Below are 25,181 nucleotides of genomic sequence, written 5' to 3' on the forward strand. Positions count from 1 at the left end.
TTCCGAACCGGCAGCGCGTTATTTAAATCAGTGTAGAAAACCAACGCCTCCGCTGCGGTGTGTGACGGCGAGGTACTGAGGCGTGTGATGTGTTACACGTGAATACAGAAATTTTATGCTTCCGTCGGGCGTACGCTATGCTATGGATATTAAAGAACTATTCACCGACGATTCGGCCGTCTCGCCGGTCATCGGTGTGATCCTGATGGTCGCGATCACGGTCATTCTCGCGGCCGTCATCGGCTCGTTCGTACTCAACCTCGGCGGGTCGCTCAACGACACCGCGCCGCAGGCGAGCTTCGACTTTGATTACGATACAGACACTAACAGCGTGACCATCACCCACCAGTCGGGGGACACGATCAAGGCCGACCGGCTGAACACGACGGGACTGGATGGCGGCAGTAACACCACGGCGTGGACAAATCCCGCTACGGGCTTGAGTTCCGGAGACACGGTATCCGCGGGGACAAGTATCAACATCACCAATGGCGGTAGTGGAAACACCTGGAGTGGCGAAACCGTCCGCGTCGTCTGGGAGTCCGAGAACAACGAGAACTCCGCGACGCTGAGCAGTTCGACGGCACCCACCGTCTGATCGGCCGATCGGTTTCGGCCCGGTGACACCCCACCGCCCGGCGGTGGCGGAACCGCTACCTTTTATTTTCGACCCCCAGAACCCAGGGTATGGATCGACTGCGGCAGTCGCTACTCGACGCGCCGATCATCGAAAAGGGCGACTACGAGTATTTCGTCCACCCGATAAGCGACGGGGTGCCGATGCTCCGTCCGGAACTCCTGCGGGAGATCGTCATCCGGATCATCCGGAAGGCCGAGATCGACGACGTCGACAAGATCGTCACCCCCGCCGCGATGGGGATTCACATCTCGACGGCAGTCTCTTTGATGACCGACATCCCCCTGGTGGTCATCCGGAAGCGGCAGTACGGCCTCGACGGCGAGGCGGCGCTGAGCCAGCAGACCGGCTACGACGAGAACGAGATGTACATCAACGACGTCGACCCCGGCGACCGGGTGCTCGTGCTCGATGACGTGCTCTCGACCGGCGGGACCATGCGGGCGGTGCTCGACGCTCTCGACGAGATCGGCGCCGACATCGTCGACACCGTCGCGGTGATCAAGAAGGCCGGCCCCAACGAACTCGACGACACCGACCACCACGTCAAGACGCTGGTCAACGTCCGCGTCGAAGACAGCGAGGTCGTGATCGTCGACGAGCACGGCGACGACTGAGCCGGCGTTCCCGCCGTTTTCGACCCGCTACTCGATCACGAACGTCGGGGGCGCGATCCGTTCCGAGCGGCACTCCGGACACCGCGAGGGGTCGTTCAACGGGTCGTCGAAGCCGTCGAACCCGCAGGCCCGACACTCCGGGGGCGCGACCAGGAACTGCTCGTCAGCCGCGTCCGCGCGGACGCTCCGCGCGACGTGTTCGAGGTGACGGTACACCGTCGACCGGGGGACGCCGACCGCCGTCGAGAGGTCGGCCGCGTCGTGCGGCGCCGTCCGCAGGGCGTCGGCGATCCGCTGTCGGGTGGTGGCGTCCTCGGCGTCGGACATACCCGAAGACGGGGACGTCGAGGTATATATGTCTCTTGGCGTTGTCCACGGTGGCCCTGGGGACGCTGCGACCACCGCAGAACGTATACGCGCCGGTGGCGTAATAGTGACAATGCGAACACCCGACGATGAAGACAGGGGCGCCGTCGCCGCCGTCGTCGTGATCGCCGCGCTGCTTTTTGTGGGCGTTGCGGCCGCGGCGGGACTGGGGATCGCGGACGTCGGCGACCCGTCCGGTGACGCGGTCCTTGACGACGCCGAGGAACGGTACGAGACCGCCGACACCGTCGTCGGCGCCGCGACCGTGACCGTCGCGAACGACACCACCGAGCGGCAGTACAACGCGTCGTTCACCGCCGGCGAGGGCAACGCCACCCGGGTGTCGGTGTCGAGCGACAACCGCACCGTGGTCGCGGGGACGAACGGCACCGTAGCGTGGGTCCACGACGAGCGGACCGGCATAACTCGGGTGGTCTCGAACGGGACCCACGGCGAAAACGCGACGAACGCGTCGGTTCGCGGCGTGGCGGCCGCTAACGCGACGGCCGAGTATCCGAACACCGGCGAGTACGACAACGAGAGCCTCCGGGACGCGGCCGAGCGGGTGGAGTCGTTCGTGTTCGACTGGACCGAAGACAACACCACGGCGACCCGAACCGGGCGTGAAGCGGTCGACGGCACCGACGCGTGGGTCGTTGAGGTCACCCCCGACAACGAGACCCGCGACGGAGCCATCACCCACTGGGTCGGGGTCGACTCCTCGACCGTGCTCAAAAGCGAGTACGACCGGCCGAACGCCACCGTGACCGTAGAATACACCGAAACCAGGTTCAACGTCAGCGTCGCAAACAGCACGTTCCGGCCGCCGGACGCGGGAGCGGGGCCGGTCTTCGACTCGTTTGAGCCGCTTCAAGACGCCACCAGGCTGACCGTGCCGGAACTCGGGAACGACTCCTACGCCTTCGAGGAGGGCCGGGTCGTCGGGTTCGGCGGCGAGACTGCGATCACCCGGTACGACGGCCCCGCGGACGTGACGCTCGTCGCCACCACCGCCGACGCCGACCGTCCGGATGACGGGAACACGACCACCGAGACGGTCGCCGGGGTGACCGCGAACGTCACCGAGACCGACAACGGAGTCGCAGTGAGTTGGGACCGCGCGGACCGCACCGTCTCGCTGTTCACTGACGCCGACCGCGGAACCGCACTCGATCTCGCCGCCGACGCAATCGAGGCGACCGACACCGAAGAGTAGGGAGCGCCGCCACAACGGGCGAACGGCTCCGACCCCGCCCACAACGCTTTGGTTGTCAGGGTCCAACCCACGTGCGTGGACGAACTCGTCGTCAGCACCGTCGTCTACCTGCCGGCGGAGGAGACCTACGACTTCCTCGTCGACTTCCCGCGGTACGCGAACTACTCCGAACACCTCAAGGAGATCGTCCAGCGGCGCGGCGACGGCGGCGCGGGCACCCGCTACGCGCTCCGGTTCGCGTGGTGGAAGCTCTCCTACACTGTCGAATCCGAAGTCACCGAGGTCGACCCGCCGGCCTGGGTCGAGTGGCGGATCGTGAAGAACCTCGACGCGAGCGGTCGGTGGCGAATCGAGGAGCTTGCGGACATCCCTGAGGACGCCCCGGCGGATGCGACAGTGGCCTCCCGGGTCTCGATGGAGGTGGCCTACGACCCCGGATCGGCCAACGAGAGCCGGGTCAGCCTGCCGCGGTTCGTCAACCTCGGGTGGGTGGCCGACAAGATCAGGCCCGCGATCACGAGCGAGGCCGAGAACGTGGTCGAACGGGTTGTCGCCGACCTCGAAGGCGAGCCCCGGTCTGTCGATCTCACGGTCGAGCGCGGGTCGGGGTCGGGGTCGGGGTCGGCCGTGGAATGACACGAGACTCGGGGAGAGGCGGCCCGGGCGGCCCGTTCGTTCGGCTCCGGGCGCCGCCCTAACCACAGCCCGATGCCGAAAGATGAATACGTCCCCGTCGGGCACCTCGAACCGAACTATGCCGGGTGACCGTCCGTGAACGTGATCATCGTGGGTGCGGGACAGGTCGGCTCCAGCATCGCGGCCGACCTCGCGGGCGAACACGACGTGATCGTCGTCGATCGGGACGACGAACGGGTAGAGGAGGTCAACTACTCGCTCGACGTGCTCGGAGTGACCGGCGACGGAACCGCGATGGACACGCTCGAGGAGGCCGGGATCGGCGACGCGGACATGGTGATCGCCTCGACCGACAACGACGAGACCAACATCGTGGTCTGTTCGACCGCGAAAGCGGTCTCGGACGCGTTCACCATCGCGCGGGTGAAAAACACCGAGTACCTCCGGACGTGGGAACGCTCAAATCGGGCCTTCGGGGTCGACTTCATGGTCTGCACCAACCTGCTGGCCGCGAAGTCGATCGCCCGGATGCTGAGTCTGCCGGCCGCGCGCGACGTCGACCTGTTCGCGGACGGCCAAGTCGAGATGGCGGAGTTCGAGGTCGGGGCGGAGAGCCCGGTCGCAGACCAGACCGTCGCGGAGGCCGACCGGTTCGAGTCGCTGACGTTCGTCGCGGTGCTGCGGAACGGGTCGGTCGAGATCGTCCGGGGGGAGACGGTCATCTCTCCCGGCGACCGGGTGGTTGTGATCGGCTGCCCGAGGAGCGTGCGCGGGTTCGCGGAGTCGATCGCGCCCGAGGAAGCGGCGGGCGGCACGGAGGAGGTGGTGGTCGTCGGGGGATCGGAGATCGGCTACCACGTCTCGCGCCTGCTCGAGGACCGCGGGTTCCGGCCGCGGCTGATCGAACAGGACGACGAACGTGCGCGCGACCTCGCCGAGCGCCTCCCGAAGACCGAGGTCATGAAGTCCGACGCAACCAACGTGGAGTTTCTCGAACGGGAACACATCGGCGACGCCGGCGTGGTCGTGTCGACGCTCGACTCCGACGAAAAGAACCTACTTGTGTCACTGCTGGCCGACCGGATGGGCGTCAAGCGAACCATCGCCATCATCGACACCGCGGAGTACGTCAACCTCTTCGAGACAGTCGGGATCGATATCGGCGTGAGCCCGCGGAGCGTGGTCGCCGAGGAGATCTCTCGGTTCACCCTGGAGGGCAACGCCGAGAACGTCGCGTTCATCGAGTCCGACAAGGCGGAAGTCTTAGAGATCGAAGTGGGCGGCGAGAGCATCCTCGCGGGGCAGCCGATCCGGGAGTCCGCCCGGGAGCTGCCGGACGGCGTCGTGATCGGCGCCTTGGTCCGCGACGGGACGTTCATCACGCCCCGCGGCGACACGATCGTCGAAGCCGGCGACCACGTGGTCGTCTTCGCGGAGATGGACGTCGTCGACGAGGTCACCTCCCAGCTCTGAGGACGTGAGAGCCGGGACTCGAACCGGAGCGGCTCGCGTCGCGGCGTCTCAGCGGTCTTCGACCGAGGAGATGAACACCGCAAGCACCGGGACGATCTCCAGCCGGCCGATCCACATCAGGAAGATCATAAGTAGCTTCGAGGGGTCCGAAAAAAACAGGTAGCTCCCGAACGGCCCCAGCCGACCGAACCCCGGACCGATGTTCCCGAGCGTCGCGAGCGACGCGCTGACAGCCTCGAGCGTCGTGAGTTGGATTCCGAGCCGGGCGGTGTCGAGCGAGAGGAACACTGACGCCAACCCGAACAACAGGACGTACAGCATCGTGAACACCAAGATGCCGCGGATCGCGTCCTCGTCGACGACCTCGCCGCCGAGCCGGACTGGTTGCACCACGTCCGGGCGAGCGGAGGTGAAAAGCTCTCGTCGGATGGCTTTCAGGACGACCAGCCACCGGACGACTTTCACCCCGCCACCGGTGGAGCCGGCCGACCCGCCGACGAACATGGCGAACAGCAGGAGGATCTGGGCGTGTGTGTCCCACTCCGCGAAGTCGGAGGTGGCATAGCCCGTGGAGTTGAGCAGCGACCCGATCTGGAACGCCGCCTGCCGGACGGTGTTTTCGGTGAATCCACCCGTGACGCCGCCGAGGTCCCCGAGCATCGGGGCGGCGCCGCCGAACAGCAGCACGGCGACGCCGGCTGTGAAGACCGCGATCGCGCCGGTGTACGCACGGAACTCCGGATTGTCGACCATCACCTCAACTTCGCCTTTCAGTACGTGCCAGAACAGCGCGAAGTTGACGCCCGCGATGACCATGAACGGGATCACGGCCCACTGGACCGCCGCCGAGAAGTACGCGATGCTGTCGGCCTGTGGGGAGAATCCGCCGGTCGGCAGCGTGGTGAACCCGTGGGCGATCGCGTTGTAGAGGTCCATGTTCGGCGCCATCCCGAGCAGGTGGAGCGCGTACAGCACTCCGATGTAAACGAACGTGAATCCGAAGTAGATGAGCCACAGCGCGCGGGCGGTCTCGGCGATCTTCGGGGTCAGCTTCTGAAGCTCCGGGCCGGGCGCCTCCGAATCCATCAGTTGGGCGCCGTTGACCGCGACCTCCGGAAGGATCGCGATCATGAGGACGATGATCCCCATCCCGCCGAGCCATTGGGTGAGCTGTCGCCACATCAAAAGCGCGTGGGAGTGTTGCTCGAAGCTGATCTCGCCCATCACGGTCGCACCCGTGGTGGTGAACCCGCTCATGGACTCGAAGAGTGCGTTGACCGGGTCCGCGAGCGTCGAGGTGGTCCCGGCGCCAGCCAGCACGTACGGCACGGCACCCACGAGGGCAGCGACCAGCCACGCCAGCGTCACGAACACCAGCGCCTCGCTCGGACCGAGGTCGGGGTCGGGGTCGACCCGTTCTAAGCCGAACCCGGCGGCCGCGACCACGAGGATAGACACCGCGAAGACCCACATATCGTCGCCGTATATCACCGCCACTGCGAGCGGAACGAACATCGTCACCGAGAGGTATTTCATCCCGGTCCCGAGCAGTCCGACCGTCGCACGCCAGTTGGGTCGCCACGGCATACAGTACGGTCCGAGGGAGTACCAACGGCCGTATCAAACCATCGAAAGCGGGGCTGTGCGACGTGGTCGTTAGCCTTCGACCGCGGACGCCGCCCGAACGATAGCTTCCTCGCCGAACTTCGGGCCGACGAACTGCAACCCCACCGGAAGCCCGTCGGCCTCGCCGGCGGGCACCGATATCGCGGGGAGGTTCGCGAGGTTGACCGGAACGGTGTTTGCGTCCATAAGGTAGAGCTGGAGCGGGTCCGACAGGCTCTCACCGAGCGCCGGCGGGAGCACCGGCATCGTCGGCGTCGCGAGCACGTCCGCGCGCTCGAAGGCGTCGTCGAAGTCGCGTTTGACCCACGCCCGAGCGTCCTGGGCCTTCTGGTAGTATTTGTCGTGGTACCCCGCCGAAAGGGCGTAGGTCCCGAGCAGGATCCGGCGTTTGACCTCCTCGCCGAACCCGTCCTCGCGGGCGCGGGCGAACGACTCGTTCCAGTTGCCCTCGTCTCCCCCGGAAACCCCGTACCGAACGCCGTCGAACCGTGCGAGGTTCGACGACGCCTCCGACATCGCAATGACGTAGTACGCTTGGACCGCGTGCTCGACGGAATCGAGCGAGACTTCGACCGTGTCGACGCCCTGCGACCGGAGGTCGTCGAGTGTGGCCTCGAACCGGTCGACAACCCGGTCGTCGGCACCCTCAAGAAGGTCGGTGACCACGCCGACGGTCGTCCCGTTGACGTCGCCGTCGGCGGCCGCAGCGTAGTTCGCGTCGGTCGCGGGGTGGGTCGCGGACCCGCCGTCGGCGGCGCTCCGGTCGTCCGCCGCGCCCCCGTCGTCGCCAGCGAGATCGAACCGGGTGGTCCCGTCGTTCGGGTCCGGACCGGAGATGACGTCGAGCAGCGCGGCGGCGTCCTCGACGGTCTGAGCGATCGGCCCGATCTGTTCGAGAGAGTTGGCGTAGGCAACGAGGCCGTACCGGGAGACCAGCCCGTAAGTGGGCTTGATCCCGACCACGCCGCAGAACGCCGCGGGGTTGCGGACCGATCCGCCCGTGTCGGAGCCGAGCGCGAGGTCAGCCTCGCCGGCGGCGACCGCCGCGGCCGACCCCCCGGAGGAGCCGCCGGGGACGTGACCGGAGTCGGCCGGGTTCTCAACCGGGCCGTACGCCGACGTCTCGGTGGTGCCGCCCATACCGAACTCGTCCATGTTCGTCTTGCCGACGATGGTCGCCCCCGCCTGCTTGAGGCGTTCGACGACGGTCGCGTCGTACGGCGGGACGTACGACTCCAGCATGGCCGACCCGCAGGTGGTCCGGACGCCCTCGGTGCTGATGTTGTCCTTGACCGCGACCGTCCGGCCCGAAAGCGGCCCGTCGTCGGCGCCGTCGATCGTCTCCCGAGTGATGAACGCGTTGTGTGCCATTACGACACCCGCGGCCCTTTGAAGAAGCCGTCCTCGGTCTCGTCGGCGTTCTGCAGCGCCGCCGTCTGGTCAAGGCTCTCCTCGATGTCGTCGGCCCGCATCACGTTCACCAGGTCCTCGTGGGTGTCGACTTCGGGCACTTCGTCGAGAGCGTCGAAATACTCCAGTATCTCCGCGAACTGCGCGGCGAAGGCGTCGGCCTCCTCGCTGTCGAGGTCGACGCGCGCGAGTTCAGCGACGTGTTTGACCTCCGCGGCGTCGACGGGCGTCTCGCTCATACTCGTGGGGTGCCGTGGATCGGGAGTAAGGGTTTCGGTGTCGGGGGCGTGAGAAGGCACACCTCAGATGAACAGGAGAAACTGGGTCCACCTCGAAAGCCCCCGCCCGCTCGCCGTCGCCGGCACTTTGCCCCGGCTGCCAGAGGGACCGCAGGTCCCTCCCCGCCTACGACTCGCTGCGCTCCTCACTTCGTTGCGGTGCTTGCATCGTCTCGGCTGACGAGCGGGCGGCCCCTTTCAGTCCTACCCGCGTCGGCTGCTTACTCGGCCCTACCGGGTGGGACTGATACTGTCGGCTATAGTCGCGTGACGTATTTCGACACCCCGGGGTGTCGAAAATCTTCACGTAGTTATAGCCGACAGTATGAAAGTGGCGCTTCGCTGGAGGAAGGCGGCCGACGTAAGCACGCGAGCGAAGCGAGCGCGCGCAGCGAGGCCCCCAACTCCAGCGAAGCGGGGCTTTCGAGGGGTTCTCACCACATTCTATCCTGTTTGCACACTACTGCGTGATGGAACCGCAAAGCCCACCTACGACTTCCCCAACGGAACGGTATGGAGACCACGCGTCACTTCACCGCGACAGTGTACATCGTCGAGAGCGGCGCGGTCGCGCTACATCACCACGACCGACTCGGGATCCAGGTTCCCCCGGGCGGCCACGTCGACCGCGACGAACTCCCCCACGAGGCCGGGCTCCGGGAGGTCGACGAGGAAACGGGGCTGGACGCGACGCTACTCGACGACACAGAGCCGGTGGACGCCCCCGCCGGCCGGGTGCTCCCGCAACCCCGCCACCAGATGCTCTACGACATCGACGTCCACGGCGACGGGAAAGTGAGCCACCAGCATATCGACCACGTCTACTACGCCCGCGTCGGCACCCGGGAGATCGACCCCGCGGGCGACGACGAAGCCGACCCCTCTGCGTGGGCGTGGTACGACCGCTCGGAGCTCCGAGATTCGGAGCTGGACCCCGACACGGTGCAGTTGGCGCTGGAAGCGATCAACGCTGCCGAGCCGGCCACCGGCGGCTACTCCGGGGCGTCCGGCTCCGACTCGCCGAGCAGCGACTGAACGTACCGCTCAACGTGGTCGTCCATCCGTCGTTTGTAGCCTGCCTGCCGGGCCAGCCGGTCCAGTTCGCGGGCGACGTAGGTGCCGTACTGCACCGCCTTCTTGTCCGCGGTCCGGACCGATTCCGGGACAACCCCGCGGGCCGCCGCTCGGAGCGCGATCTTCCGCTCGTCGCCGTCGACGAGGAGGTGACCCGGAAGCGACAGCGCCGCGGCGACGACATCGTCGTGGAGCAGCGGGGTCACGGGCTCGACGCCCGCGGCTCGGAGCGCCAGCACGTCGCGTTCGGCCTGGTCGGGGATCGTCCCGAGGAGTTCGCGGCGCGCACCCCTGACCGTGTCGGCGTCGACGCGGGGGTCGTCGGGCGCTTTCGCCACCTTCGCGTACCCGCCGAACAGTTCGTCGGCGCCCTGTCCGAGCGCCAACCGATCGAACCCGTCGGCCGCGGCACGGTCGCCGACCAAGAAGAGCGGCAGCGCGATCGCGAGGTCCATGGGGTTGGTGCGGCCGGTGGCGGCCGCGAGGTCGGGGATCCGTTCGCGGATGTCGTCGTGCGTGAGCTCGACGACCCGGAGGTGCCGGTCCATCGCTTCGGCCGCCTCGCGGGCGGCGGCGACGTCGTGACACCCCTCAAAGCCGGCGACGTAACACGGCGCGTCGGGGACGCCGGCTGCGACGACCGCCGAGTCGACACCGCCGGAGAACGCCACGGCGACCGAGCCACCGCCCGGGTTGTCGGTCGCCCGCGTCCGATCCAGCACCGCCGCCCGGACGGCAGCAAGCGCGCGATCGTCGTCCGTTTCGGGATCGGTTGTCGGGAGGGTCCACCGCCGATCGTCGGTGTGGGTGCCTCCACTGTCGAGAGCCCGAACGGAGCCTGCGGGCACCGAAACGGGACCCGCAAGCTCGGACGGATCGAACGCCCACGCGTCGCCGTCGACGAAGAGCGGCCGGCGGCCGAGAACATCGCGAACCAGGCGCCCGTCGAGTCCGCCCGCAAACCCCGCGGTTCCGGGGAGAGCGTCTCCCGTCTCGATCGCGTGCCGGACGGTCTCCGGATCGGCGCCGTCGAGTCGGTCGCGTGGGGGAGCCGCGCTGATGCCGTTCGGCATCCGAGCTACACCAGATCCGAGACGGTGCGTTTGATTCGTCGCTTGACGCCGCCGCCGAACTGCCGGAAGGAGATCCGCCACGGCGTCCGCCGGCCGACCACGCTGGTCCGGCCGTCGACAATGGCGTCCAAGATCCCCTGAACCGATCGGTCGTCAGTCCCGACTTCGGTGACGGCCTGGCCGACCATCTCCCCGATGTGGGCGTCGCTGCCCGCTGTCATCGGGAGGTCGCGGGTGGTGGCGAACCGCTCGGCCTTCCGGTTCGCTCGACCGGTGAAAAGCCGGGAGTTGTACACCTCGATCCCGTCGGCTTTCGCGAGTTGGTCCCGGGAGATGTGGGCCGCGACGCCGTGGCGCGACGACTGGAACGGGTGTGGGACGACGGCGATCCCACCCTGGTCGTGGATGTGCTCAAGCGTGTCGTCGTACGAGAGGTTCTCCGGGACGAGTTCGTTGATCCCGAACGCGAGCACGTGCCCCGCCTCCGAGGTGACCTCCATCGCCGGAATCCCGACGAGCCCGTACTCCGGTGCCAGCTCGGCGGCTTCGAGGCTGGCGTTGATCTCGTCGTGGTCCGTCACCGCGAGCGCGTCGAGCCCGACCGCCTGCGCCTGGGCTAACAGGAGCTCGACGGGATCGCGGCCGTCGTACGACAGCGACGAGTGGGCGTGCAGCTCGACCGACAGCACGCCTCAAGCTTGGACCCGAGGTTAAAAAAGCGGTCCGATCCCGCCGGCGGGTGGACCGCCGGATACGCTCCCGCGCCGCGGACACAGTAAGACATTAACCCGGCCTCGCTGAAGTGAGACCCGAATGAGCCTGTCGGACCCCGACCGCGAACTCGTCACCGCCGAACTCGGGCGCGACCCGACGCCCACCGAGGCCGCCCTGTTCGAGAACCTCTGGAGCGAACACTGCGCGTACCGCTCCTCGCGGCCCCTGCTTTCGGCGTTTGACTCCGAGAGCGACCAGGTGGTCGTCGGCCCCGGCGACGACGCCGCGGTCGTCAGCGTCCCCGACAACGGCGGCACCGAAGACTCGGAGACCTACGTGACAATGGGGATCGAGAGCCACAACCACCCTTCGTACGTCGATCCCTACGACGGCGCGGCGACCGGCGTTGGGGGGATCGTCCGCGACACGCTGTCTATGGGCGCGTACCCGATCGCGCTGGCTGACTCGCTGTACTTCGGCGGGTTCGACCGCGAACACACCCGGTACCTCCTCGACGGCGTGGTCGAGGGGATCGCGGACTACGGCAACGCGATCGGCGTCCCGACGGTGGGCGGGAGCGTCGAGTTTCACGACGGCTACGAGGGGAACCCCCTGGTCAACGTGGCCTGCGTCGGCCTCGTCGACGGGGAGCGTCTGGTGACCGCCGAGGCGCAGGCGGCCGGCAACAAGCTGGTGCTCGTCGGCAACGCGACCGGACGGGACGGCCTCGGCGGCGCGTCGTTCGCCAGCGAGGATCTCGCTGAGGACGCCGAAACCGAGGACCGCCCGGCGGTGCAGGTGGGCGACCCCTACTCGGAGAAGCTCCTGATCGAGGCCAACGAGGATCTGATCGACGCCGGCCTGGTGCAGTCCGCGCGGGACCTCGGTGCAGCGGGACTCGGCGGCGCCTCCTCGGAACTCGTCGCGAAGGGTGGGTTCGGCGCGCGGATCGAACTCGACCGGGTCCACCAGCGCGAGCCGAACATGAACCCTCTGGAGATCGTGCTCGCGGAGTCCCAAGAGCGGATGGTCTACGAGGTCCGCCTGGAGGATGTCGACGACGTCGCGGCGGTGGCGGAACGGTACGACCTCGGGTGTTCAGTGATCGGCGAGGTCGCCGAGGGCAACTACGTCTGTACTTTCGAGGGGAGCGAGCCGGGAGAGCGCGAAACCGTCGTCGACGTGCCCGCGGAGTTCCTGGCGGACGGCGCACCGATGAACGATCTCGTCACTGTCGAGCCCCCGGAACCGGAACGGAACCCCCCCGACGTCGATGTCGAAGCCGCGTTCGAGGCGGTCGTCGGGTCGCCCAATGCGGCCTCGAAACGGTGGGTCTACCGACAGTACGACCACGAGGTCGGCACGCGGACGGCGCTGCGGCCCGGCGACGACGCCGCGATTGTCGCACTCCGGGAGGCCGGGACCGGGCTCGCAATCTCGTCGGGCGCGGTCCCCGCCTGGACCGACTGTGCGCCGTACGACGGCGCACGCGCGGTGGCGCTAGAGAACGCCACGAACCTCGCGGCGAAGGGAGCGACGCCGCTGGCTGCAGTCGACTGCCTGAACGGCGGCAACCCCGAGACGCCGGACGTTTACGGCGGGTTCTCCGCGGTGGTCGACGGGCTCGCGGACATGTGCAGAGAGCTGTCGGTGCCGGTGGTCGGCGGGAACGTGTCGCTGTACAACGACTCTGTGGCGGGGCCGATCCCGCCGACGCCGACACTCGCGATGATTGGCACGAAGGCCGGCTACGACGCGCCGACGGCCGAGCTTGACGGCGACGGTGCGCTCCTACTCGTTGGCGCCGGCAGCGACGCGCTCGGCGGGTCGGAGCTCCTGTCGCAGGCGGGGGGGACCGACCGGTTCCCGACACTGCCCGAGAACGCCCCTGAGGTGGTCGCGACGCTCGCGGATGTCGCGGACGCCGACGCAACGCTGTCGGTCCACGACGTGAGCACCGGCGGGCTGGCGGTCGCGCTCGCGGAACTGCTCACCGCCGATGCGGGTGCGGACGTCGCCGTCGACGACGCCGTCTCGCTCTTCGAGGAGACGCCAGGCCGCGCGGTCGTCGAGACAACCGACCCGGAGAGTGTGGCGGAGGCGTTCGACGACGTCGCACCGGTCACGCGGCTCGGAACGGCGACCGACGACGGCTCGTTGTCGCTCGACGTCGGTGGGGAGGAACTGACGGTCGACGCCGACCGGGTCGCCGCGATCCGCGGCGTGCTCGACGAAGCGTTGGATTGACGAGAAGTGCGCAGCGGTTCTGCCGCTACAACAACAGCGGGATCCCGAACACGACGACGAGACCCACGACAAGCACCACTAGCCCGGTCGTCACCTGGCTCGATCCGAACTCCTGCATCGGCGAGGTGACGCGCCCCGCGTCGGCGCCCCCGTGGTCGCCGTGTTCGGCAGCGTGGTCCTCGTGTGCCTCACCGTGGTCCTCGTGTGTCTCGGCGTGGCCGTCCGCGTCGTGGTCACTCATACGCGGTGGATCAGCCTCAGATGGTAAAACGCTCCCGGATCCTGCCGGGTCGCGGGTCAGGAATCGAAACGGGCGAACAGGCGACACGCCGCTGGAGCCCGCCGGCTCCCGTCCCGCGACACACCGTGTCGCACACCCGCACGTGTGTCGCGGCCGATCTCAGGACACGCGGCGTCTGGCCGCGGTCACGTGTATAAACGTTCGTCACAGGGTCGGATCCGGGGTCGAAGCAACCCGCCCACCGGATCCAGACCCCTTTTGACGCGGCGTCGCCTACCGTGAGCTATCAGATGACGCTCACGAAACGGATCATCCCCTGCATCGACGTCGATCTCGACGACGACGGCAACCCTGCGGTCTACACCGGCGTCAACTTCGAGGACCTGCAGTACACCGGCGACCCGGTGGAGATGGCGAAACTGTACAACGAGGCGGGCGCCGACGAGTTCGTCTTCCTCGACATTACCGCCTCCGCGGCGGGCCGGGAGACGATGCTCGATACGGTCTCAGCAGTCGCCGACGAGGTGTTCATCCCGCTCACGGTCGGCGGCGGGATCCGGACTCGCGACGACATCAAGGAGACCCTCCGGGCGGGCGCCGACAAGGTCTCGATCAACACTGCGGCGCTGGAAAACCCCGAGGTGATCGACGAGGGCGCCCGGTCGTTCGGGTCGCAGTGCATCGTGATCTCCGTCGACGCGCGGCGGCGGTACGACGAGGCGGGCGAACACTACGTCGGGATTAACGGCGAGTCCTGCTGGTTCGAGTGTACAGTGAAAGGCGGGCGTGAGGGAACCGGCGTCGACGTGGTCGAGTGGGCGCGTGAGGCCGAGTCGCGCGGCGCGGGCGAACTGTTCGTCAACTCAATCGACGCCGACGGCACCAAGGACGGATACGACATCCCGCTCACAACGGCCGTCTGCGACGCCGTCTCCACCCCCGTGATCGCCTCCTCGGGGTGTGGCGGCCCCGAGGACATGCACGAGGTGTTTACCGACGCCGGCGCGGACGCGGGGCTGGCGGCGTCGATTTTCCACTTCGGCGACTACAGTATTCAAGACACTAAGGCGTATCTCGACGAGCGCGGCGTTCCGGTCCGGTTGTGAGACGCCGACGGGAGTCGGAGCGGGGCCGGGAGCCGCTACGGCGCAGCGGCCTCGAACGCCTCGGAAAAGTCCTCGACAGTCGTCTGGACGTCGCGGGACGCGCCACCCAGCGCGTCGAGCGGGTCGACGCCGGCCTCGGTCTTGATCGAGAGGATGGGTTCGGTCTGGCCCCCCGATTGTTCCGGGTTCATATCGTACGTAGCCGCGGCGACGCCGTCGGTCTCCAGGAGTGCACCCTTGATTACGTTCATAAACGTGTGGTCCTCGCCCGCAACCTCCATCCGGAGTTCCTCGTCGGTCTTGTCGATGACCCGCAGTTCCATATGCGATGTAGCTGACGCCGGCGTTTCAGTATTTCGTATTCGGGAACAGCGACGGAACGTCGGGGTCGACGTCGACGAGGTGGAACTCGTCCCCGTCGCGCTCGACGATCCCGTGGCGTTCGAGGTGGTCGAGGTGTGCGAACGCCTCGCCGGGGCCGTGGAGGACGTGGATCCCCTCGAGTTCGCCGAACAGCCGGGCGCTGACCGTCCAGGTGTCGGCCGGGCCCTGGTCGTCGAGCGCTTCGATCACACGCCGCGTGCGGTCGATGTGGTGGGTCCGGATCTCACCCGCTCGCCCGGCAGGGTCGTCGATCGGATCCCGGTGGCCGGGCCACGCGCGGTCGAGGTCGCGGGCCGCCAGCCGATCCAGGCTGTCGACGTACTGCGCCAGCGGGTGGCCGACGCGGAGGTCCGCACCGCCGACGTTCGGGGTGTACTGCGGAAGGATGGCGTCGCCGACGAACGCCTCGGCGGACTGGGTCGGCGAGCCGTCCGCGGAAACCGTCTCGTAGGCGACCAGCCCGGCGGCGTGGCCGGGGAGGTGCAACACCGAGAGTGCTCCGTCCCCGGCCGCGACGCGGTCGCCGTCGGTCAGCGGCTCGACCGCCACCGACTCGCCCGCCGCGCCCGCGAACTCGGTCCGGAACGCCTCGAGTTCCGCCCGCTTGGCCGGGGGGATTCCCCACGCCTCGAACTGGCGGTCCCGGCGGTCCCACAGGTCCGAAAACGCGTCGTCGTCGCCCGCGACGAGCGGCACGTCAGCCTCGTGGGCGAACACCGTCGCCCCCGACTCCACGGCGAGTTCACCCGCGAGCCCGCTGTGGTCGGCGTGCCAGTGCGTGAGCAGGATCCGGTCGAGATCCGGGAGGTCGAGGCCGGCGTCGGAGAGCCCCTCGACGAGGTCGGCCCGGACGTCGGGCGTCGAGACGCCGGTGTCGATCAGCGTCGGCGTGTCGCCGTTGAGCACGTACGCGTTGTTCCGCCCCTCGAACACCGTGTTCCCGAGCCGGATCCGCGTGAGTTTCATACCTCGATACACGAGCGGGCGGGTATGAGCGTTGTCGTCCCCCGTCGGTGTCGGCGGGGCCAGCGGTCGGCGGACAACGCGGCTGTCTGGGACCTCCGCGCGCTGTCGGTGGAGCGACTCCCGGGCCCGCGGCAGCAGCGATCCCGCCGGAACGGCCGGGCGCGAACGAGCGGCGAACGTGCGAACGACACGAGAACGGAGCGGGCGGACGCAACCGCGGACTGACACGAGGGTGTCGCCGACTGGACAGCCCGAGCGGCCCCGGAGACCGGTGGCGTACGGGCGGGGAGGAACCGCTGTCGCGAGCGTGGTGTCTCTCCTCGGCGCGTGGGCGCACCTCTACGCGGTGGAGGGCTCACCCCGAACGCGGGACTCGTGATCGGGCCGGTCGTCGTCGTCATCCCGGACGGGCCGGTTCTCGCGCTCGTCGTGGTGGCCCCGACGGCGACTGCGGGGCTGTTTCGCAGTGACGTCGGAGAGAGCGTCTCACCGGCCGGTGAATCGGAACCCGGGTGTTGGGACAGTGATCCCGACTACTGACGGTCGCCCGACGGTTCGGCAGCGACCGATCGGCGACGAGGATGGTGAAAGAAAGGGGTCCGCGAGGACCCCTGACTGACCAAGCCACTGCGGAGAGCACCAGTCTCGCAGGCTTTTGCCTGACGCGCCCGGCGTTTCCGGGCCGGACGCGCCGTATTATTGTCCAACGTTTGTGAGTAAAAATGCTATGATAGGGCCAAGATATACAATATATATTCTTATTATACCCCACTCGTCTTCTCGCTGTGTCTAATACTGCGCGATAGGTCGTTTCGGCTTCCGAAAGCGCAACTGTGTCCGGTCATTCCCGAAGACACCGACGCCACAACGGAGGTGGCAACCAGCCGGGACGGCAGGGATCACCGAACGAGATACGACTCATCACCCGGGAGGAACCGACCGAGGTCCGCCTCGCGGCGGAAGTCCGTCGACTGGAGCTGTCCGAGTCCGTCGACCAGCCGGTCGTGGTGGGTTCCGTTCCACGCCGCCGGGTCCACGATGGGGATGACAAGAAAGCCGCGACCGACTCGTTCGGCGGCGTGTAGCGACTCCATATCCGGCTCGCCGTCCGCAGGGTGAGCGGTGTAGGTCTCCAGCACGTGCGCCGTCGCCCGTGCGCCGACCGGCAGGAGGACGTGGGCCGCGATCGCGCGGAGTTCGGCGTCGAAAACGGGTTCGAGTTCGTCGTACGACGACCGCGACGGCGGAGTCTCCGCGAGCGCGCACGGGTGAAGATATGAGAGGAACGTCTCCGCGACAACCGGAGCGTCCCCCGTCGCGGCCAAAAGCCCGGCGTCGGCCAGTGCAGCCTGGAGCCGGCGCCCGGCCGCGTTGGTGAACGGCACCCCGGTGTCGAGGCCGCCGTGGACACCAGGGTGGTCGCCGATAACGTGGAACGCGGCGTTGGCGTCGCCGTACCCTGCCACGAAGCGCTTACACGGCGCGCACATCCCGAAGGGGTTGCTGATCCGGTCGGTGACGTTCTCCACGGCGACCACAAGAGCAGCGTCGATTAAAACGGCTCGGTTCGGGGGGCTCGACGGGACCTCAGAGTTCGACGCCCGAGGGGATCAGGCTGTGCGACCGGAGGAGGTTCCCCTCGGCATCGTACACCAGAAACGTCTGTTTCTCGTAGACAACGACCTCATCGCCGTCGATGCCGACCTCAACGCGGTACCGGCCGTCGTCAGAGTCGGACGCGCGGCCATACTCTCGTGCCGCCCGGATGAACGTCAGTACGTCGTCAGCGGTCTGGTTGAGTTCCAGAACGAAATCACCGGTGATCCGGTTGGTGACGCTCACGACACCGCCGGCGTCCGACGCCTCGAGAGAGTCCTGCAGCCGGAACGCCACGTCGGTCTCCTCGGCGTCGAGATATGTGCCGGATGGATCCGAAAGCCGGCGCTCGAGTTCCTCTCTGGGGCCGCGAAAGTCGATCCGGACGAGCGGCTTCTCGGGATCGCCGCTCCCGTCGACCCACGTGACATTGTCAACATCTAGCTCGAAGTAGTCCCGCCTCATTCCGTACGCACGGTTTGGGTAGCATCAGGTATGAACGTAACGCCGTGTCAGACGGGTGGACGCCGAGTACCCCGCGTGGGCGGTGCCGGCGATCCGAGCGGTGATGTCGGGTGAGCCGGACGGGTCTCAGCAGTCGGGACTGGCGTTCTCACTGCGCACGACCCCGAGTATCCACGCCCACCAACCAAGTTTGGTTGTACTATATCAATTCCATTGGGGAAGCTTTATGTCCCAGGCTTTACCACCAGATGTTGCGGTCAAAACCGAGGGGCCCCACATATGAGGTTAAGACCCCAGAGGAGTAAGCAGTGACAACGATGAACTGTCCGGACTGCGGCAACGAGCAAACACGCGTCATCGATACAGGGGCCAGTGCCGACGGTACCTCCGTCCGACGGCGCCGCGAGTGTCAACGCTGTTCGTTCCGTTTTACGACCTACGAACGTCCGGGGTGGGAGTCCCTCCAAACAAAGAAGCGCGACGGGACCATCGAACCGTTTGAGCGACAGAAACTCCGCGCAGGGATCGAGCGAGCCGTTGAGAAGCGACATGTGACCGAGAAAACAGTGACTGGTCTCGTCGACGATATCGAGAGCGAACTACAAGACCGAGAGGGACGCATCGTCTCTTCGAGTCTCATCGGCGAACTCGTCTCTGAGAAGCTCCGCACGCTCGATAAGATCGCCTACATTCGATTTGTCTCCGTTTACAAAGCATTCGCCGAGCCGGAGGAATTTTTGAGAGAGCTTGATGCAGTCTTGGATGCAGAACTTGATGACTTCGAAGCCTCGACCGATTCACAATGACACAAAGAGACGTAATTCAGACGAATGCGCGGTCAGTTCTTGACCGAGCGAACACAGCCCACGTCCAGATGCACAGACAACGACGGACCCAGAAATCGACCGACAGCGGACGACTCTTCCGGAGTACGTGCCAATGACTGAAAGCAAAACAACGGGCGGAGATTCCGAGACTGACATCTTCTCCGAACGGACGCGGCTCAAACCGTACGAATACCCCGACGTCATCGAGTACAAAGACGCGATACGGAACAGCTACTGGGTTCACACGGAGTTCAACTTCTCAGGAGACGTTCAAGACTTCAAGGTCAACACGACTCTCGCCGAGAAGACCGTTATCAAGCGGACGATGCTGGCCATCGCGCAGATTGAGGTCCAGGTCAAGACGTTCTGGGCAGACATCTACGACGAAATGCCCAAAGCAGAGGTCGGGAACGTCGGCATGACCTTCGCAGAGAGTGAGGTCAGACACATGGACGCGTACAGCCACCTGCTCGACATCCTGGGGATTACGGAGGACTTCGAGGAGGTGACCGACGTCCCCGCAATCGAAGAGCGGATCAGCTACCTCGACGAGTACCTCGAAAAGAGCGAGAGCGACGACACACAGGAGTACGTGATGAGTCTCCTGCTGTTCGCCACGTTCGTCGAGCACGTCTCGCTGTTCTCGCAGTTCCTCATCATGACGAGCTTCGACAAACACGAAAAGAAATTCAAGGGGATCGCGAACGCCGTCGAAGCAACCAGCAAGGAGGAGCAGATTCACGGACTGTTCGGTGTCGAACTCGTGGAGACGATTCGCGAGGAGAATCCGGACCTCTTCGACGAGGACTTCGAGGACGAGGTCCAAGCGGCCTGTCAGCAGGCGTTCGAGGCAGAGATGAAGATACTGGACTGGATCTTCGATGAGGGCGAACTGGAGTTCCTTCCCCGAGCGCACGTCGACGCGTTCCTGCGGGACCGGTTCAACCAGAGCCTCGAGAACGTCGGTGTCGAGCCGATATTCGACCCGGACGAGGGCCTGATCGAGAAAACGCGGTGGTTCGAGGAGGACATCATGATGACGAAGGACAACGACTTCTTCAGCAAGCGGTCAACCACGTACAACAAGCACACACAGAGCGTTACCGCGGACGACATATTCTAACAATGGCACAAACAGAACCAACACTCGACGAGGTACAACAGCAGCACAAAGAGCCGTTCTACTGGCTGAACGAGGATAGCAGGGCATTCCTCAACGAGGGTTACCTGCTTGAGGGCGTCACAGCCGAAGAAAGGGTCAGGGAGATCGCAGAGCGGGCTGAAGAAATCCTGAACGACGACGGCTTCGCGGACAAGTTCTACGACTACATGAGTCGGGGTTTCTACAGCCTCGCGAGTCCAGTGTGGTCGAACTTCGGCCTGGACCGAGGCCTGCCCATCAGCTGCTTCGGGAGCTACATGGAGGACAGCATGGAGAGCATCCTCTACACGCAGGCCGAAGTGGGCGAGATGACAAAGCTGGGCGGCGGGACCAGCGGGTACTTCGGCGACATCCGGCCTCGAGGCAGTTCGATCACGAACAACGGCAAGAGCAACGGGAGCTACAGTTTCACCGAGCTGTTCGACACGATCATCAACGTCGTCAGCCAAGGGGAGACGCGACGCGGCCAGTTCGCGGGGTACATCGACATCGAACACGACGACCTGGATGAGTGGCTCAACATCAAGACCGAGGGCGACCCCGTACAGGACATCTACTACGGTGTCATCATTGGTGACGACTGGTTCCAGGCGATGGTCGACGGTGACGAGGAGAAGCGAGAGACATGGGCGGAGATCATCGAGACGCGGATCAACATCGGTGTCCCGTACATCATCTTCCGGGACAACATGAACGACGGGAAGCCACAGGTCTACAAGGACGGAGACTACGAGATCAACGCCTCCAATCTGTGCACCGAGATCGCGCTGCCGGCCACCCCGGACGAGAGTTTCGTCTGTTGTCTCTCGTCGATGAACGCGCTCCACTACGACGAGTGGAAAGAGACCGACGCAGTAGAGACGCTGACGCGGTTCCTCGACGCCGTTATGGAGGAGTTCATCCAGGAGGCTGCGGGGACGCAGTTCATGGAGCGCCCGGTGCGGTTTGCGAAACGGCACAGGGCGATCGGCATCGGCGTTCTCGGCTGGCACAGCTACCTCCAAAGCGAGATGATTCCGTTCGACAGCATGGAGGCGATGGAGAAAAACGAGGGAGTATTCCGCACAATCAAGCAGCGAAGTTACGAGGAGAGTCGTCGGCTCGCCGACGAGTTCGGTGAGCCGGAGGTACTCGACGGCTACGGCCGCCGGAACACGACGACTATGAGCGTGGCCCCGACGAAATCCAGCAGTGTCATCCTGGGGCAGGTCAGTCCGAGCATCGAACCCCTAAAGTCGAACTACTTCGTCCGCGACGGTGCGAAGCTGAAATCGACGCAGAAGAACCGGTTCCTCGAGACGATACTGAAACAGCGAGGTAGAGATGAGCGCGAGGTCTGGGACAGCATCGCACAGAACGACGGGAGCGTCCAACACCTCGAGTGCCTGACCGAGAATGAAAAGGAGGTATTCAAGACCTTCGCTGAGATCCCGCAGATGGCGATCATCAATCAGGCAGCGCAGCGGCAGAAACACATCGATCAGGCACAGAGCCTGAATGTCTCGATCGATCCGAGCGAAGTGAGCATCAAACAGATCAACCAGCTCTACATCGAGGCCTGGAGAAAAGGGGTGAAGAGTCTCTACTACCAACACAGCGTGAACGCCGCACAGAAGTTCAGCCGAGACATCCTCGAATGCAAGGCCTGTGAGAGCTGAGTTCTCACCGGTCGGTGAGATAGCGTAGTCGATCTCAGCCTGAACAAAGAAGCTGCTCCATTCGAGAAGCAGGCGACCGAACGCCAGAGTGGGGGTCGCATCCGACCGCGTTCCACATGGCGACGTGGGTCCGTACAGCGGCGTTTGCGAGTCTGTACTCACTTGATCGCACGCAGTCGTGCGGTCTGATGAGTAATCAGCTGCAAACGCTACTATAGCCGTCCTCGAAACATGGCTGTATCTCCTTGTCGGGGGAGACCTTACAGGCTGTATCTCCTTGTCGGGGGAGACCTTACAGGCTGCATCTCCTTGTCGAGGAGACCTTACAGGCTGTATGTCCTTGTCGAGGAGACCTTACAGCGTCTCTTGAGCGGATTGTTCCGGCGGCGCGGTGCCGTGGAATTCAATCGCCTGCAGGCGTGGGAGGATGTCAGGCACCACAGCCTCGCTCCCGCTGTTGTCTCGACCGGCCGGTTTTGATGTAGCGGTATGTACTTTACACTATACACGGAGAATGCCCCGGGGCGTGACCCCGGGCGGTTCACATCATTGTTTGGGGAGCGTGACGCCGCTACACCGTGTGGGACCGGACTGTCTCGAAGTCATCGGCAGCGATTCGCTCGCTCACCGCGTCGACGTCGAGGGTCGGTATCGGTCCGGGATATTTGCGCCGGAAGTACGAAACCAGGTTTCCGACGTCGCGCTCGAGGAACTCGCGGGCGTTCTCGTGGTCGGTGGGCACCGACTGTGGCCAGTCGAAAACCGTGACCCCGGACTCGCTAACCGCCACGTTGTACTCGCTCATGTCCGCGTGGACGTAGCCGGCGGCGTGCGCTGTCGCAACTTCCCGGAGGATCAGATCCAGCACTCCGACCGCCTGGTCGTCTGTGAGTTTCGTCCGGTCGAGTTCGACACCGTCGAACTTTCCCATCACGATGGCGTGGCGGTTCTGGTCGATCGGGCGGGGGACCGAGACCTCCGGGTAGAGTGCTTCCAGCGCGTCGTACTCGCGTTCGGCGGCCTTCCGGGCGGTGTAAAGCCACGACACGTGCTGGTTGTCCGCGGTGTAGTCCCGCTCTCGGGTCACCTCGCGGAACTCCGTGTACCCCTCCCTGTGGAACTTCAGCGCCAGCGGCGTGTACGACTGTACTTCGAGCACGTCGCTCTCCTTGCCGACGCCGAGCGGCGCGCCGACCCCTTCGATCGTGTCGCGTTCGGAGAAGGTCCGGAGCGCCAGCGCGTCGTACCCCTCGGCTGTCAGGGTGTAGCCCTCGTACTGGATGGTCTTGCGGTGGATCAACTCCCTGGTCGCACACCGATCAATCCGGTACTCAACCTCCTCGCTCGTGAGATTCGAGAGCTCCGGGAGCTTCCCCCGGTTGACCCACTCGGAGAACCGCATGCCCTGTTCGACGCCGGAGAGGAGATAGAAGTCCTCGGGTTCGAGTTCTGCCATCACACCGGCGACGTTCCGAACCATATGTGCGAGTAGACAGCGACGCCTAAAAGCCTCGCGAGTCGGCGCCTCAGGCTGTTGGCAGTAGTGATCCCGACTGAGCGGGTTGTACTGCTGCCGGCAATAATATAGCACATATCGCGATATCAAACTGCGATTCCGGGGGGCGAAACGGGTTTCCCTCCCCGGGTGTAGCCTCAGATATGGTCGATGACACGGCTGGTCCGCTCGGAGAGCGGGAGTGGCGTCTGATCCGCGAGGACGTCCGTGGCGGACCGATGCAGATGGCGCTCGACGAAGTGGCCGCCGAAACCGCCGCAGCGGGCGGGCCACGGACGGTTCGAGTCTACCGGTGGCGGCCGAGCACTCTCTCTGTGGGCTACGGCCAGGACCCCGACACCGTCGACTGGGACACCTGCGCCGAGCGGGGGGTCTCCGTCACCCGCCGCCAGACCGGTGGCGGCGGCATCTACCACGACGTCGACGGGGACATTTCCTACTCAATCGTGGCCCCGCGGTCGGAGCTCCCGGGCGACCTGCTCGACGCGTACCACCTCCTGTGTGAGCCGGTATTGAACGCCCTCGATCGACTCGGTGTCGGCGCCGACTACGCCGCGGAGTCGGTGCCTGCGACATGGTCGCCCGCCTGTTACCTCCGGGCGTTACACCCTGCTCACGACATCGTTGCCGCGGGGCGGAAGGTGAGCGGCAACGCCCAGTACCGCCGGCGGGAGTCGGTGGTCCAACACGGATCGCTCACCTACTCGGTCCGGCCGGACGCGCACCTCGACGTCTTCTCGGGCCACGGCGTGACCCACGAGGAGTTCCGCGAGCGCGTGGTCGGAGTCGACGAGTTGGTCGATGCCTCCCGCGAAGAGACCGTAACGGCGCTTGAGGCGTCGCTCGCGGAGTGGGCCGACGCGTTCGAGGGGTCGTGGACCGACGCCGAACTCGACACCGCCCGCGAGAAGGTCAATCGAAAGTACGACGCCGACGAGTGGGTGCGGCGGCGCCCCGAGGTTCGATCGTAGGCTACCGGACCGACTCCGAAGTCGCTTTACTCCCCGGGTCACATCCTCGTGTATGCGAGTTGGTGCACACGAATCGATCGCCGGTGGCGTCGCGAAAGCCGTGGATCGACAAGTCGACGACGGCGGGAACTGCGGCCAGGTCTTCACTCACTCCCCGCAGGTCTGGCAGGATCCAAACATCGACGACGACGACGCTGCGGCGTTTCGTGACCGCTCCGCGGAGCACGACGTCGGCCCGTGGGTTATCCACTCGTCGTACCTCGTGAACCTCTGCACGCCGAAAGACGACCTCCGAGCGAAATCGATCGAGTCGATGCAGCGGGAAGTCGACGCCGCGGCGACCCTCGGCATCCCGTACGTGAACGTCCACCTCGGCGCACACACGGGTGCAGGGGAGCAACAGGGCCTCGACAACGCGGTTTCGGCGCTCGACGAACTCGATATCCCGGAAGGCGTCACGGCCCTCGTGGAGTCCGACGCGGGTTCGGGAACCAAACTCGGCGACGATTTCGCCCACCTGGGGTACGTCATCGAGAAGAGCGCCCACGACCTCGAAGTGTGTCTCGACACAGCTCACACCTTCGCAGCGGGCTATGACCTCTCGACGCCGGCGGGTGTCGACGAGACGTTCGCGGAGTTGGACAGCGAGGTCGGGGTCGGGAACCTGGGGTATGTCCACCTCAACGACTCCAAACACACCTGCGGGACAAACAAGGACGAACACGCCCACATCGGGGAAGGCGAGATCGGCGAGGCGGGGATGCGCGCGTTCATCAACCACCCTGCGGTGGAGGACGTGCCGCTGGTCGTCGAGACGCCGACGGAGGATGGGAAGGGGTTCGCCTGGAACATCCAACGGGTCCGCGACCTCCGCGGGTAGTCCGAGCGGCCCCACTTGACGGTCGTGACGGGGCGTGATCGA

Annotated in this window: 27 protein-coding genes; 15 read left to right on the plus strand and 12 right to left on the minus strand. The window is 65.8% G+C overall.

Translation table 11 applies throughout. The annotated features are described in order from the left end of the window. The first annotated feature begins 142 nt into the window (after positions 1-142). A complete protein-coding gene (locus IEX72_RS10935) occupies positions 143-598 on the plus strand; it encodes a type IV pilin (RefSeq protein WP_188787426.1) in 456 nt (151 codons plus the stop codon). Between the two features lie 89 nt (positions 599-687). Next, positions 688-1,254 (plus strand): hypoxanthine/guanine phosphoribosyltransferase, encoded by a 567-nt coding sequence (gene hpt / locus IEX72_RS10940; RefSeq protein ID WP_188787427.1) that lies wholly within the window; start codon positions 688-690, stop codon positions 1,252-1,254. Between the two features lie 27 nt (positions 1,255-1,281). Here the strand turns inward: hpt and IEX72_RS10945 are convergent, their stop codons facing one another. Beyond that, the gene (locus IEX72_RS10945) at positions 1,282-1,581 is read right to left on the minus strand and encodes a transcriptional regulator (protein WP_188787428.1); all 300 of its coding nucleotides are present in this window, start codon (positions 1,579-1,581) and stop codon (positions 1,282-1,284) included. A gap of 112 nt (positions 1,582-1,693) precedes the next feature. On the opposite strand from IEX72_RS10945, the gene IEX72_RS10950 reads away from it, so the two are divergent. From IEX72_RS10950 to trkA, 3 genes are all read left to right on the plus strand, one after another. Further along, complete coding sequence (locus IEX72_RS10950; protein ID WP_188787429.1) at positions 1,694-2,836, plus strand: LolA family protein; 1,143 nt, start codon at positions 1,694-1,696, stop codon at positions 2,834-2,836. A gap of 75 nt (positions 2,837-2,911) precedes the next feature. Next, positions 2,912-3,472 (plus strand): SRPBCC family protein, encoded by a 561-nt coding sequence (locus tag IEX72_RS10955; protein ID WP_188787430.1) that lies wholly within the window; start codon positions 2,912-2,914, stop codon positions 3,470-3,472. Between the two features lie 135 nt (positions 3,473-3,607). After that, positions 3,608-4,945: a Trk system potassium transporter TrkA gene (trkA, locus tag IEX72_RS10960; RefSeq protein ID WP_188787431.1), complete on the plus strand. Its 1,338-nt coding sequence runs from the start codon at positions 3,608-3,610 to the stop codon at positions 4,943-4,945. A 48-nt stretch (positions 4,946-4,993) separates the two neighbouring features. On the opposite strand, the gene IEX72_RS10965 is transcribed toward trkA, so the two are convergent. From IEX72_RS10965 to gatC, 3 genes are all read right to left on the minus strand, one after another. Beyond that, on the minus strand, positions 4,994-6,532 hold the full coding sequence (locus IEX72_RS10965; RefSeq protein ID WP_188787432.1) for a TrkH family potassium uptake protein: 1,539 nt from the start codon (positions 6,530-6,532) through the stop codon (positions 4,994-4,996). 69 nt (positions 6,533-6,601) lie between these two features. Continuing rightward, positions 6,602-7,942, minus strand: a complete 1,341-nt coding sequence (locus IEX72_RS10970) for an amidase family protein (protein ID WP_188787433.1) — start codon at positions 7,940-7,942, stop codon at positions 6,602-6,604. Beyond that, positions 7,942-8,220: an Asp-tRNA(Asn)/Glu-tRNA(Gln) amidotransferase subunit GatC gene (gene gatC / locus IEX72_RS10975; RefSeq protein ID WP_188787434.1), complete on the minus strand. Its 279-nt coding sequence runs from the start codon at positions 8,218-8,220 to the stop codon at positions 7,942-7,944. The genes IEX72_RS10970 and gatC overlap by 1 nt, the downstream gene beginning before the upstream one ends. 552 nt (positions 8,221-8,772) lie before the next feature. Between gatC and IEX72_RS10980 the strand changes: the two genes are divergently transcribed. After that, positions 8,773-9,294: an NUDIX hydrolase gene (locus IEX72_RS10980; protein ID WP_188787435.1), complete on the plus strand. Its 522-nt coding sequence runs from the start codon at positions 8,773-8,775 to the stop codon at positions 9,292-9,294. Here IEX72_RS10980 and IEX72_RS10985 read toward each other — a convergent pair. Next, entirely contained in the window at positions 9,252-10,406 is a 1,155-nt protein-coding gene (locus IEX72_RS10985; RefSeq protein WP_188787436.1) for an asparagine synthase C-terminal domain-containing protein, read from the minus strand. The genes IEX72_RS10980 and IEX72_RS10985 overlap by 43 nt on opposite strands. A gap of 5 nt (positions 10,407-10,411) precedes the next feature. Beyond that, positions 10,412-11,095 carry a CehA/McbA family metallohydrolase gene (locus tag IEX72_RS10990; protein WP_188787437.1) on the minus strand — a complete coding sequence of 228 codons (684 nt, stop codon included), beginning with the start codon at positions 11,093-11,095 and terminating at the stop codon, positions 10,412-10,414. Positions 11,096-11,219: 124 nt separating this feature from the next. On the opposite strand from IEX72_RS10990, the gene purL reads away from it, so the two are divergent. Further along, a complete protein-coding gene (purL, locus tag IEX72_RS10995; protein ID WP_188787438.1) occupies positions 11,220-13,367 on the plus strand; it encodes a phosphoribosylformylglycinamidine synthase subunit PurL in 2,148 nt (715 codons plus the stop codon). A 25-nt stretch (positions 13,368-13,392) separates the two neighbouring features. Here the strand turns inward: purL and IEX72_RS11000 are convergent, their stop codons facing one another. After that, the gene (locus IEX72_RS11000; RefSeq protein WP_188787505.1) at positions 13,393-13,608 is read right to left on the minus strand and encodes a DUF7550 family protein; all 216 of its coding nucleotides are present in this window, start codon (positions 13,606-13,608) and stop codon (positions 13,393-13,395) included. Positions 13,609-13,898: 290 nt separating this feature from the next. Here IEX72_RS11000 and hisF point away from each other — a divergent pair, with 290 nt between their 5' ends. Next, a complete protein-coding gene (gene hisF, locus IEX72_RS11005; protein WP_188787439.1) occupies positions 13,899-14,714 on the plus strand; it encodes an imidazole glycerol phosphate synthase subunit HisF in 816 nt (271 codons plus the stop codon). 35 nt (positions 14,715-14,749) lie between these two features. Here hisF and IEX72_RS11010 read toward each other — a convergent pair whose 3' ends face one another. Together IEX72_RS11010 and IEX72_RS11015 are read right to left on the minus strand one after the other, a co-directional pair. Further along, positions 14,750-15,037 (minus strand): DNA-directed RNA polymerase subunit L, encoded by a 288-nt coding sequence (locus tag IEX72_RS11010; protein ID WP_188787440.1) that lies wholly within the window; start codon positions 15,035-15,037, stop codon positions 14,750-14,752. Positions 15,038-15,062: 25 nt separating this feature from the next. After that, positions 15,063-16,064, minus strand: a complete 1,002-nt coding sequence (locus IEX72_RS11015; protein WP_188787441.1) for an MBL fold metallo-hydrolase — start codon at positions 16,062-16,064, stop codon at positions 15,063-15,065. A 24-nt stretch (positions 16,065-16,088) separates the two neighbouring features. On the opposite strand from IEX72_RS11015, the gene IEX72_RS11020 reads away from it, so the two are divergent. Together IEX72_RS11020 and IEX72_RS11025 are read left to right on the plus strand one after the other, a co-directional pair. Continuing rightward, entirely contained in the window at positions 16,089-16,289 is a 201-nt protein-coding gene (locus tag IEX72_RS11020) for a hypothetical protein (protein WP_188787442.1), read from the plus strand. Between the two features lie 102 nt (positions 16,290-16,391). Further along, complete coding sequence (locus IEX72_RS11025) at positions 16,392-16,604, plus strand: hypothetical protein (protein ID WP_188787443.1); 213 nt, start codon at positions 16,392-16,394, stop codon at positions 16,602-16,604. Positions 16,605-16,963: 359 nt separating this feature from the next. Here the strand turns inward: IEX72_RS11025 and IEX72_RS11030 are convergent, their stop codons facing one another. Together IEX72_RS11030 and IEX72_RS11035 are read right to left on the minus strand one after the other, a co-directional pair. Further along, a complete protein-coding gene (locus tag IEX72_RS11030) occupies positions 16,964-17,593 on the minus strand; it encodes a uracil-DNA glycosylase family protein (RefSeq protein ID WP_188787444.1) in 630 nt (209 codons plus the stop codon). 58 nt (positions 17,594-17,651) lie between these two features. Next, on the minus strand, positions 17,652-18,125 hold the full coding sequence (locus IEX72_RS11035) for a DUF5793 family protein (RefSeq protein ID WP_188787445.1): 474 nt from the start codon (positions 18,123-18,125) through the stop codon (positions 17,652-17,654). Positions 18,126-18,442: 317 nt separating this feature from the next. On the opposite strand from IEX72_RS11035, the gene nrdR reads away from it, so the two are divergent. From nrdR to IEX72_RS11050, 3 genes are all read left to right on the plus strand, one after another. Next, entirely contained in the window at positions 18,443-18,931 is a 489-nt protein-coding gene (gene nrdR, locus IEX72_RS11040) for a transcriptional regulator NrdR (protein WP_188787446.1), read from the plus strand. A 133-nt stretch (positions 18,932-19,064) separates the two neighbouring features. Continuing rightward, positions 19,065-20,075: a ribonucleotide-diphosphate reductase subunit beta gene (locus IEX72_RS11045; RefSeq protein WP_188787447.1), complete on the plus strand. Its 1,011-nt coding sequence runs from the start codon at positions 19,065-19,067 to the stop codon at positions 20,073-20,075. Positions 20,076-20,077: 2 nt separating this feature from the next. Further along, the gene (locus IEX72_RS11050) at positions 20,078-21,772 is read left to right on the plus strand and encodes a ribonucleoside-diphosphate reductase subunit alpha (RefSeq protein ID WP_188787448.1); all 1,695 of its coding nucleotides are present in this window, start codon (positions 20,078-20,080) and stop codon (positions 21,770-21,772) included. 571 nt (positions 21,773-22,343) lie between these two features. Here IEX72_RS11050 and IEX72_RS11055 read toward each other — a convergent pair. After that, entirely contained in the window at positions 22,344-23,252 is a 909-nt protein-coding gene (locus IEX72_RS11055; protein WP_188787449.1) for a serine/threonine-protein kinase RIO2, read from the minus strand. Between the two features lie 179 nt (positions 23,253-23,431). Here IEX72_RS11055 and IEX72_RS11060 point away from each other — a divergent pair, with 179 nt between their 5' ends. After that, a complete protein-coding gene (locus IEX72_RS11060; RefSeq protein ID WP_188787450.1) occupies positions 23,432-24,259 on the plus strand; it encodes a lipoate--protein ligase family protein in 828 nt (275 codons plus the stop codon). Between the two features lie 52 nt (positions 24,260-24,311). Then, entirely contained in the window at positions 24,312-25,139 is an 828-nt protein-coding gene (locus IEX72_RS11065; RefSeq protein ID WP_188787451.1) for a deoxyribonuclease IV, read from the plus strand. Positions 25,140-25,181: the final 42 nt, after the last annotated feature.

The sequence above is a fragment of the Halobellus salinus genome (genome assembly GCF_014646875.1).
Taxonomy (GTDB): Archaea; Halobacteriota; Halobacteria; order Halobacteriales; family Haloferacaceae; genus Haloquadratum; species Haloquadratum salinum.

What these genes read in the sequence shown, in the direction of transcription:
- IEX72_RS10935 (WP_188787426.1), top strand. Translation starts at nt 143, where the DNA reads ATGGATATTAAAGAACTATTCACCGACGATTCGGCCGTCTCGCCGGTC.
- hpt (WP_188787427.1), top strand. Translation starts at nt 688, where the DNA reads ATGGATCGACTGCGGCAGTCGCTACTCGACGCGCCGATCATCGAAAAG.
- IEX72_RS10945 (WP_188787428.1), bottom strand. Translation starts at nt 1,581, where the DNA reads ATGTCCGACGCCGAGGACGCCACCACCCGACAGCGGATCGCCGACGCC.
- IEX72_RS10950 (WP_188787429.1), top strand. Translation starts at nt 1,694, where the DNA reads ATGCGAACACCCGACGATGAAGACAGGGGCGCCGTCGCCGCCGTCGTC.
- IEX72_RS10965 (WP_188787432.1), bottom strand. Translation starts at nt 6,532, where the DNA reads ATGCCGTGGCGACCCAACTGGCGTGCGACGGTCGGACTGCTCGGGACC.
- IEX72_RS10970 (WP_188787433.1), bottom strand. Translation starts at nt 7,942, where the DNA reads ATGGCACACAACGCGTTCATCACTCGGGAGACGATCGACGGCGCCGAC.
- gatC (WP_188787434.1), bottom strand. Translation starts at nt 8,220, where the DNA reads ATGAGCGAGACGCCCGTCGACGCCGCGGAGGTCAAACACGTCGCTGAA.
- IEX72_RS10980 (WP_188787435.1), top strand. Translation starts at nt 8,773, where the DNA reads ATGGAGACCACGCGTCACTTCACCGCGACAGTGTACATCGTCGAGAGC.
- IEX72_RS10985 (WP_188787436.1), bottom strand. Translation starts at nt 10,406, where the DNA reads ATGCCGAACGGCATCAGCGCGGCTCCCCCACGCGACCGACTCGACGGC.
- purL (WP_188787438.1), top strand. Translation starts at nt 11,220, where the DNA reads ATGAGCCTGTCGGACCCCGACCGCGAACTCGTCACCGCCGAACTCGGG.
- IEX72_RS11000 (WP_188787505.1), bottom strand. Translation starts at nt 13,608, where the DNA reads ATGAGTGACCACGACGCGGACGGCCACGCCGAGACACACGAGGACCAC.
- hisF (WP_188787439.1), top strand. Translation starts at nt 13,899, where the DNA reads ATGACGCTCACGAAACGGATCATCCCCTGCATCGACGTCGATCTCGAC.
- IEX72_RS11010 (WP_188787440.1), bottom strand. Translation starts at nt 15,037, where the DNA reads ATGGAACTGCGGGTCATCGACAAGACCGACGAGGAACTCCGGATGGAG.
- IEX72_RS11015 (WP_188787441.1), bottom strand. Translation starts at nt 16,064, where the DNA reads ATGAAACTCACGCGGATCCGGCTCGGGAACACGGTGTTCGAGGGGCGG.
- IEX72_RS11020 (WP_188787442.1), top strand. Translation starts at nt 16,089, where the DNA reads ATGAGCGTTGTCGTCCCCCGTCGGTGTCGGCGGGGCCAGCGGTCGGCG.
- IEX72_RS11035 (WP_188787445.1), bottom strand. Translation starts at nt 18,125, where the DNA reads ATGAGGCGGGACTACTTCGAGCTAGATGTTGACAATGTCACGTGGGTC.
- nrdR (WP_188787446.1), top strand. Translation starts at nt 18,443, where the DNA reads ATGAACTGTCCGGACTGCGGCAACGAGCAAACACGCGTCATCGATACA.
- IEX72_RS11045 (WP_188787447.1), top strand. Translation starts at nt 19,065, where the DNA reads ATGACTGAAAGCAAAACAACGGGCGGAGATTCCGAGACTGACATCTTC.
- IEX72_RS11050 (WP_188787448.1), top strand. Translation starts at nt 20,078, where the DNA reads ATGGCACAAACAGAACCAACACTCGACGAGGTACAACAGCAGCACAAA.
- IEX72_RS11055 (WP_188787449.1), bottom strand. Translation starts at nt 23,252, where the DNA reads ATGGTTCGGAACGTCGCCGGTGTGATGGCAGAACTCGAACCCGAGGAC.
- IEX72_RS11060 (WP_188787450.1), top strand. Translation starts at nt 23,432, where the DNA reads ATGGTCGATGACACGGCTGGTCCGCTCGGAGAGCGGGAGTGGCGTCTG.
- IEX72_RS11065 (WP_188787451.1), top strand. Translation starts at nt 24,312, where the DNA reads ATGCGAGTTGGTGCACACGAATCGATCGCCGGTGGCGTCGCGAAAGCC.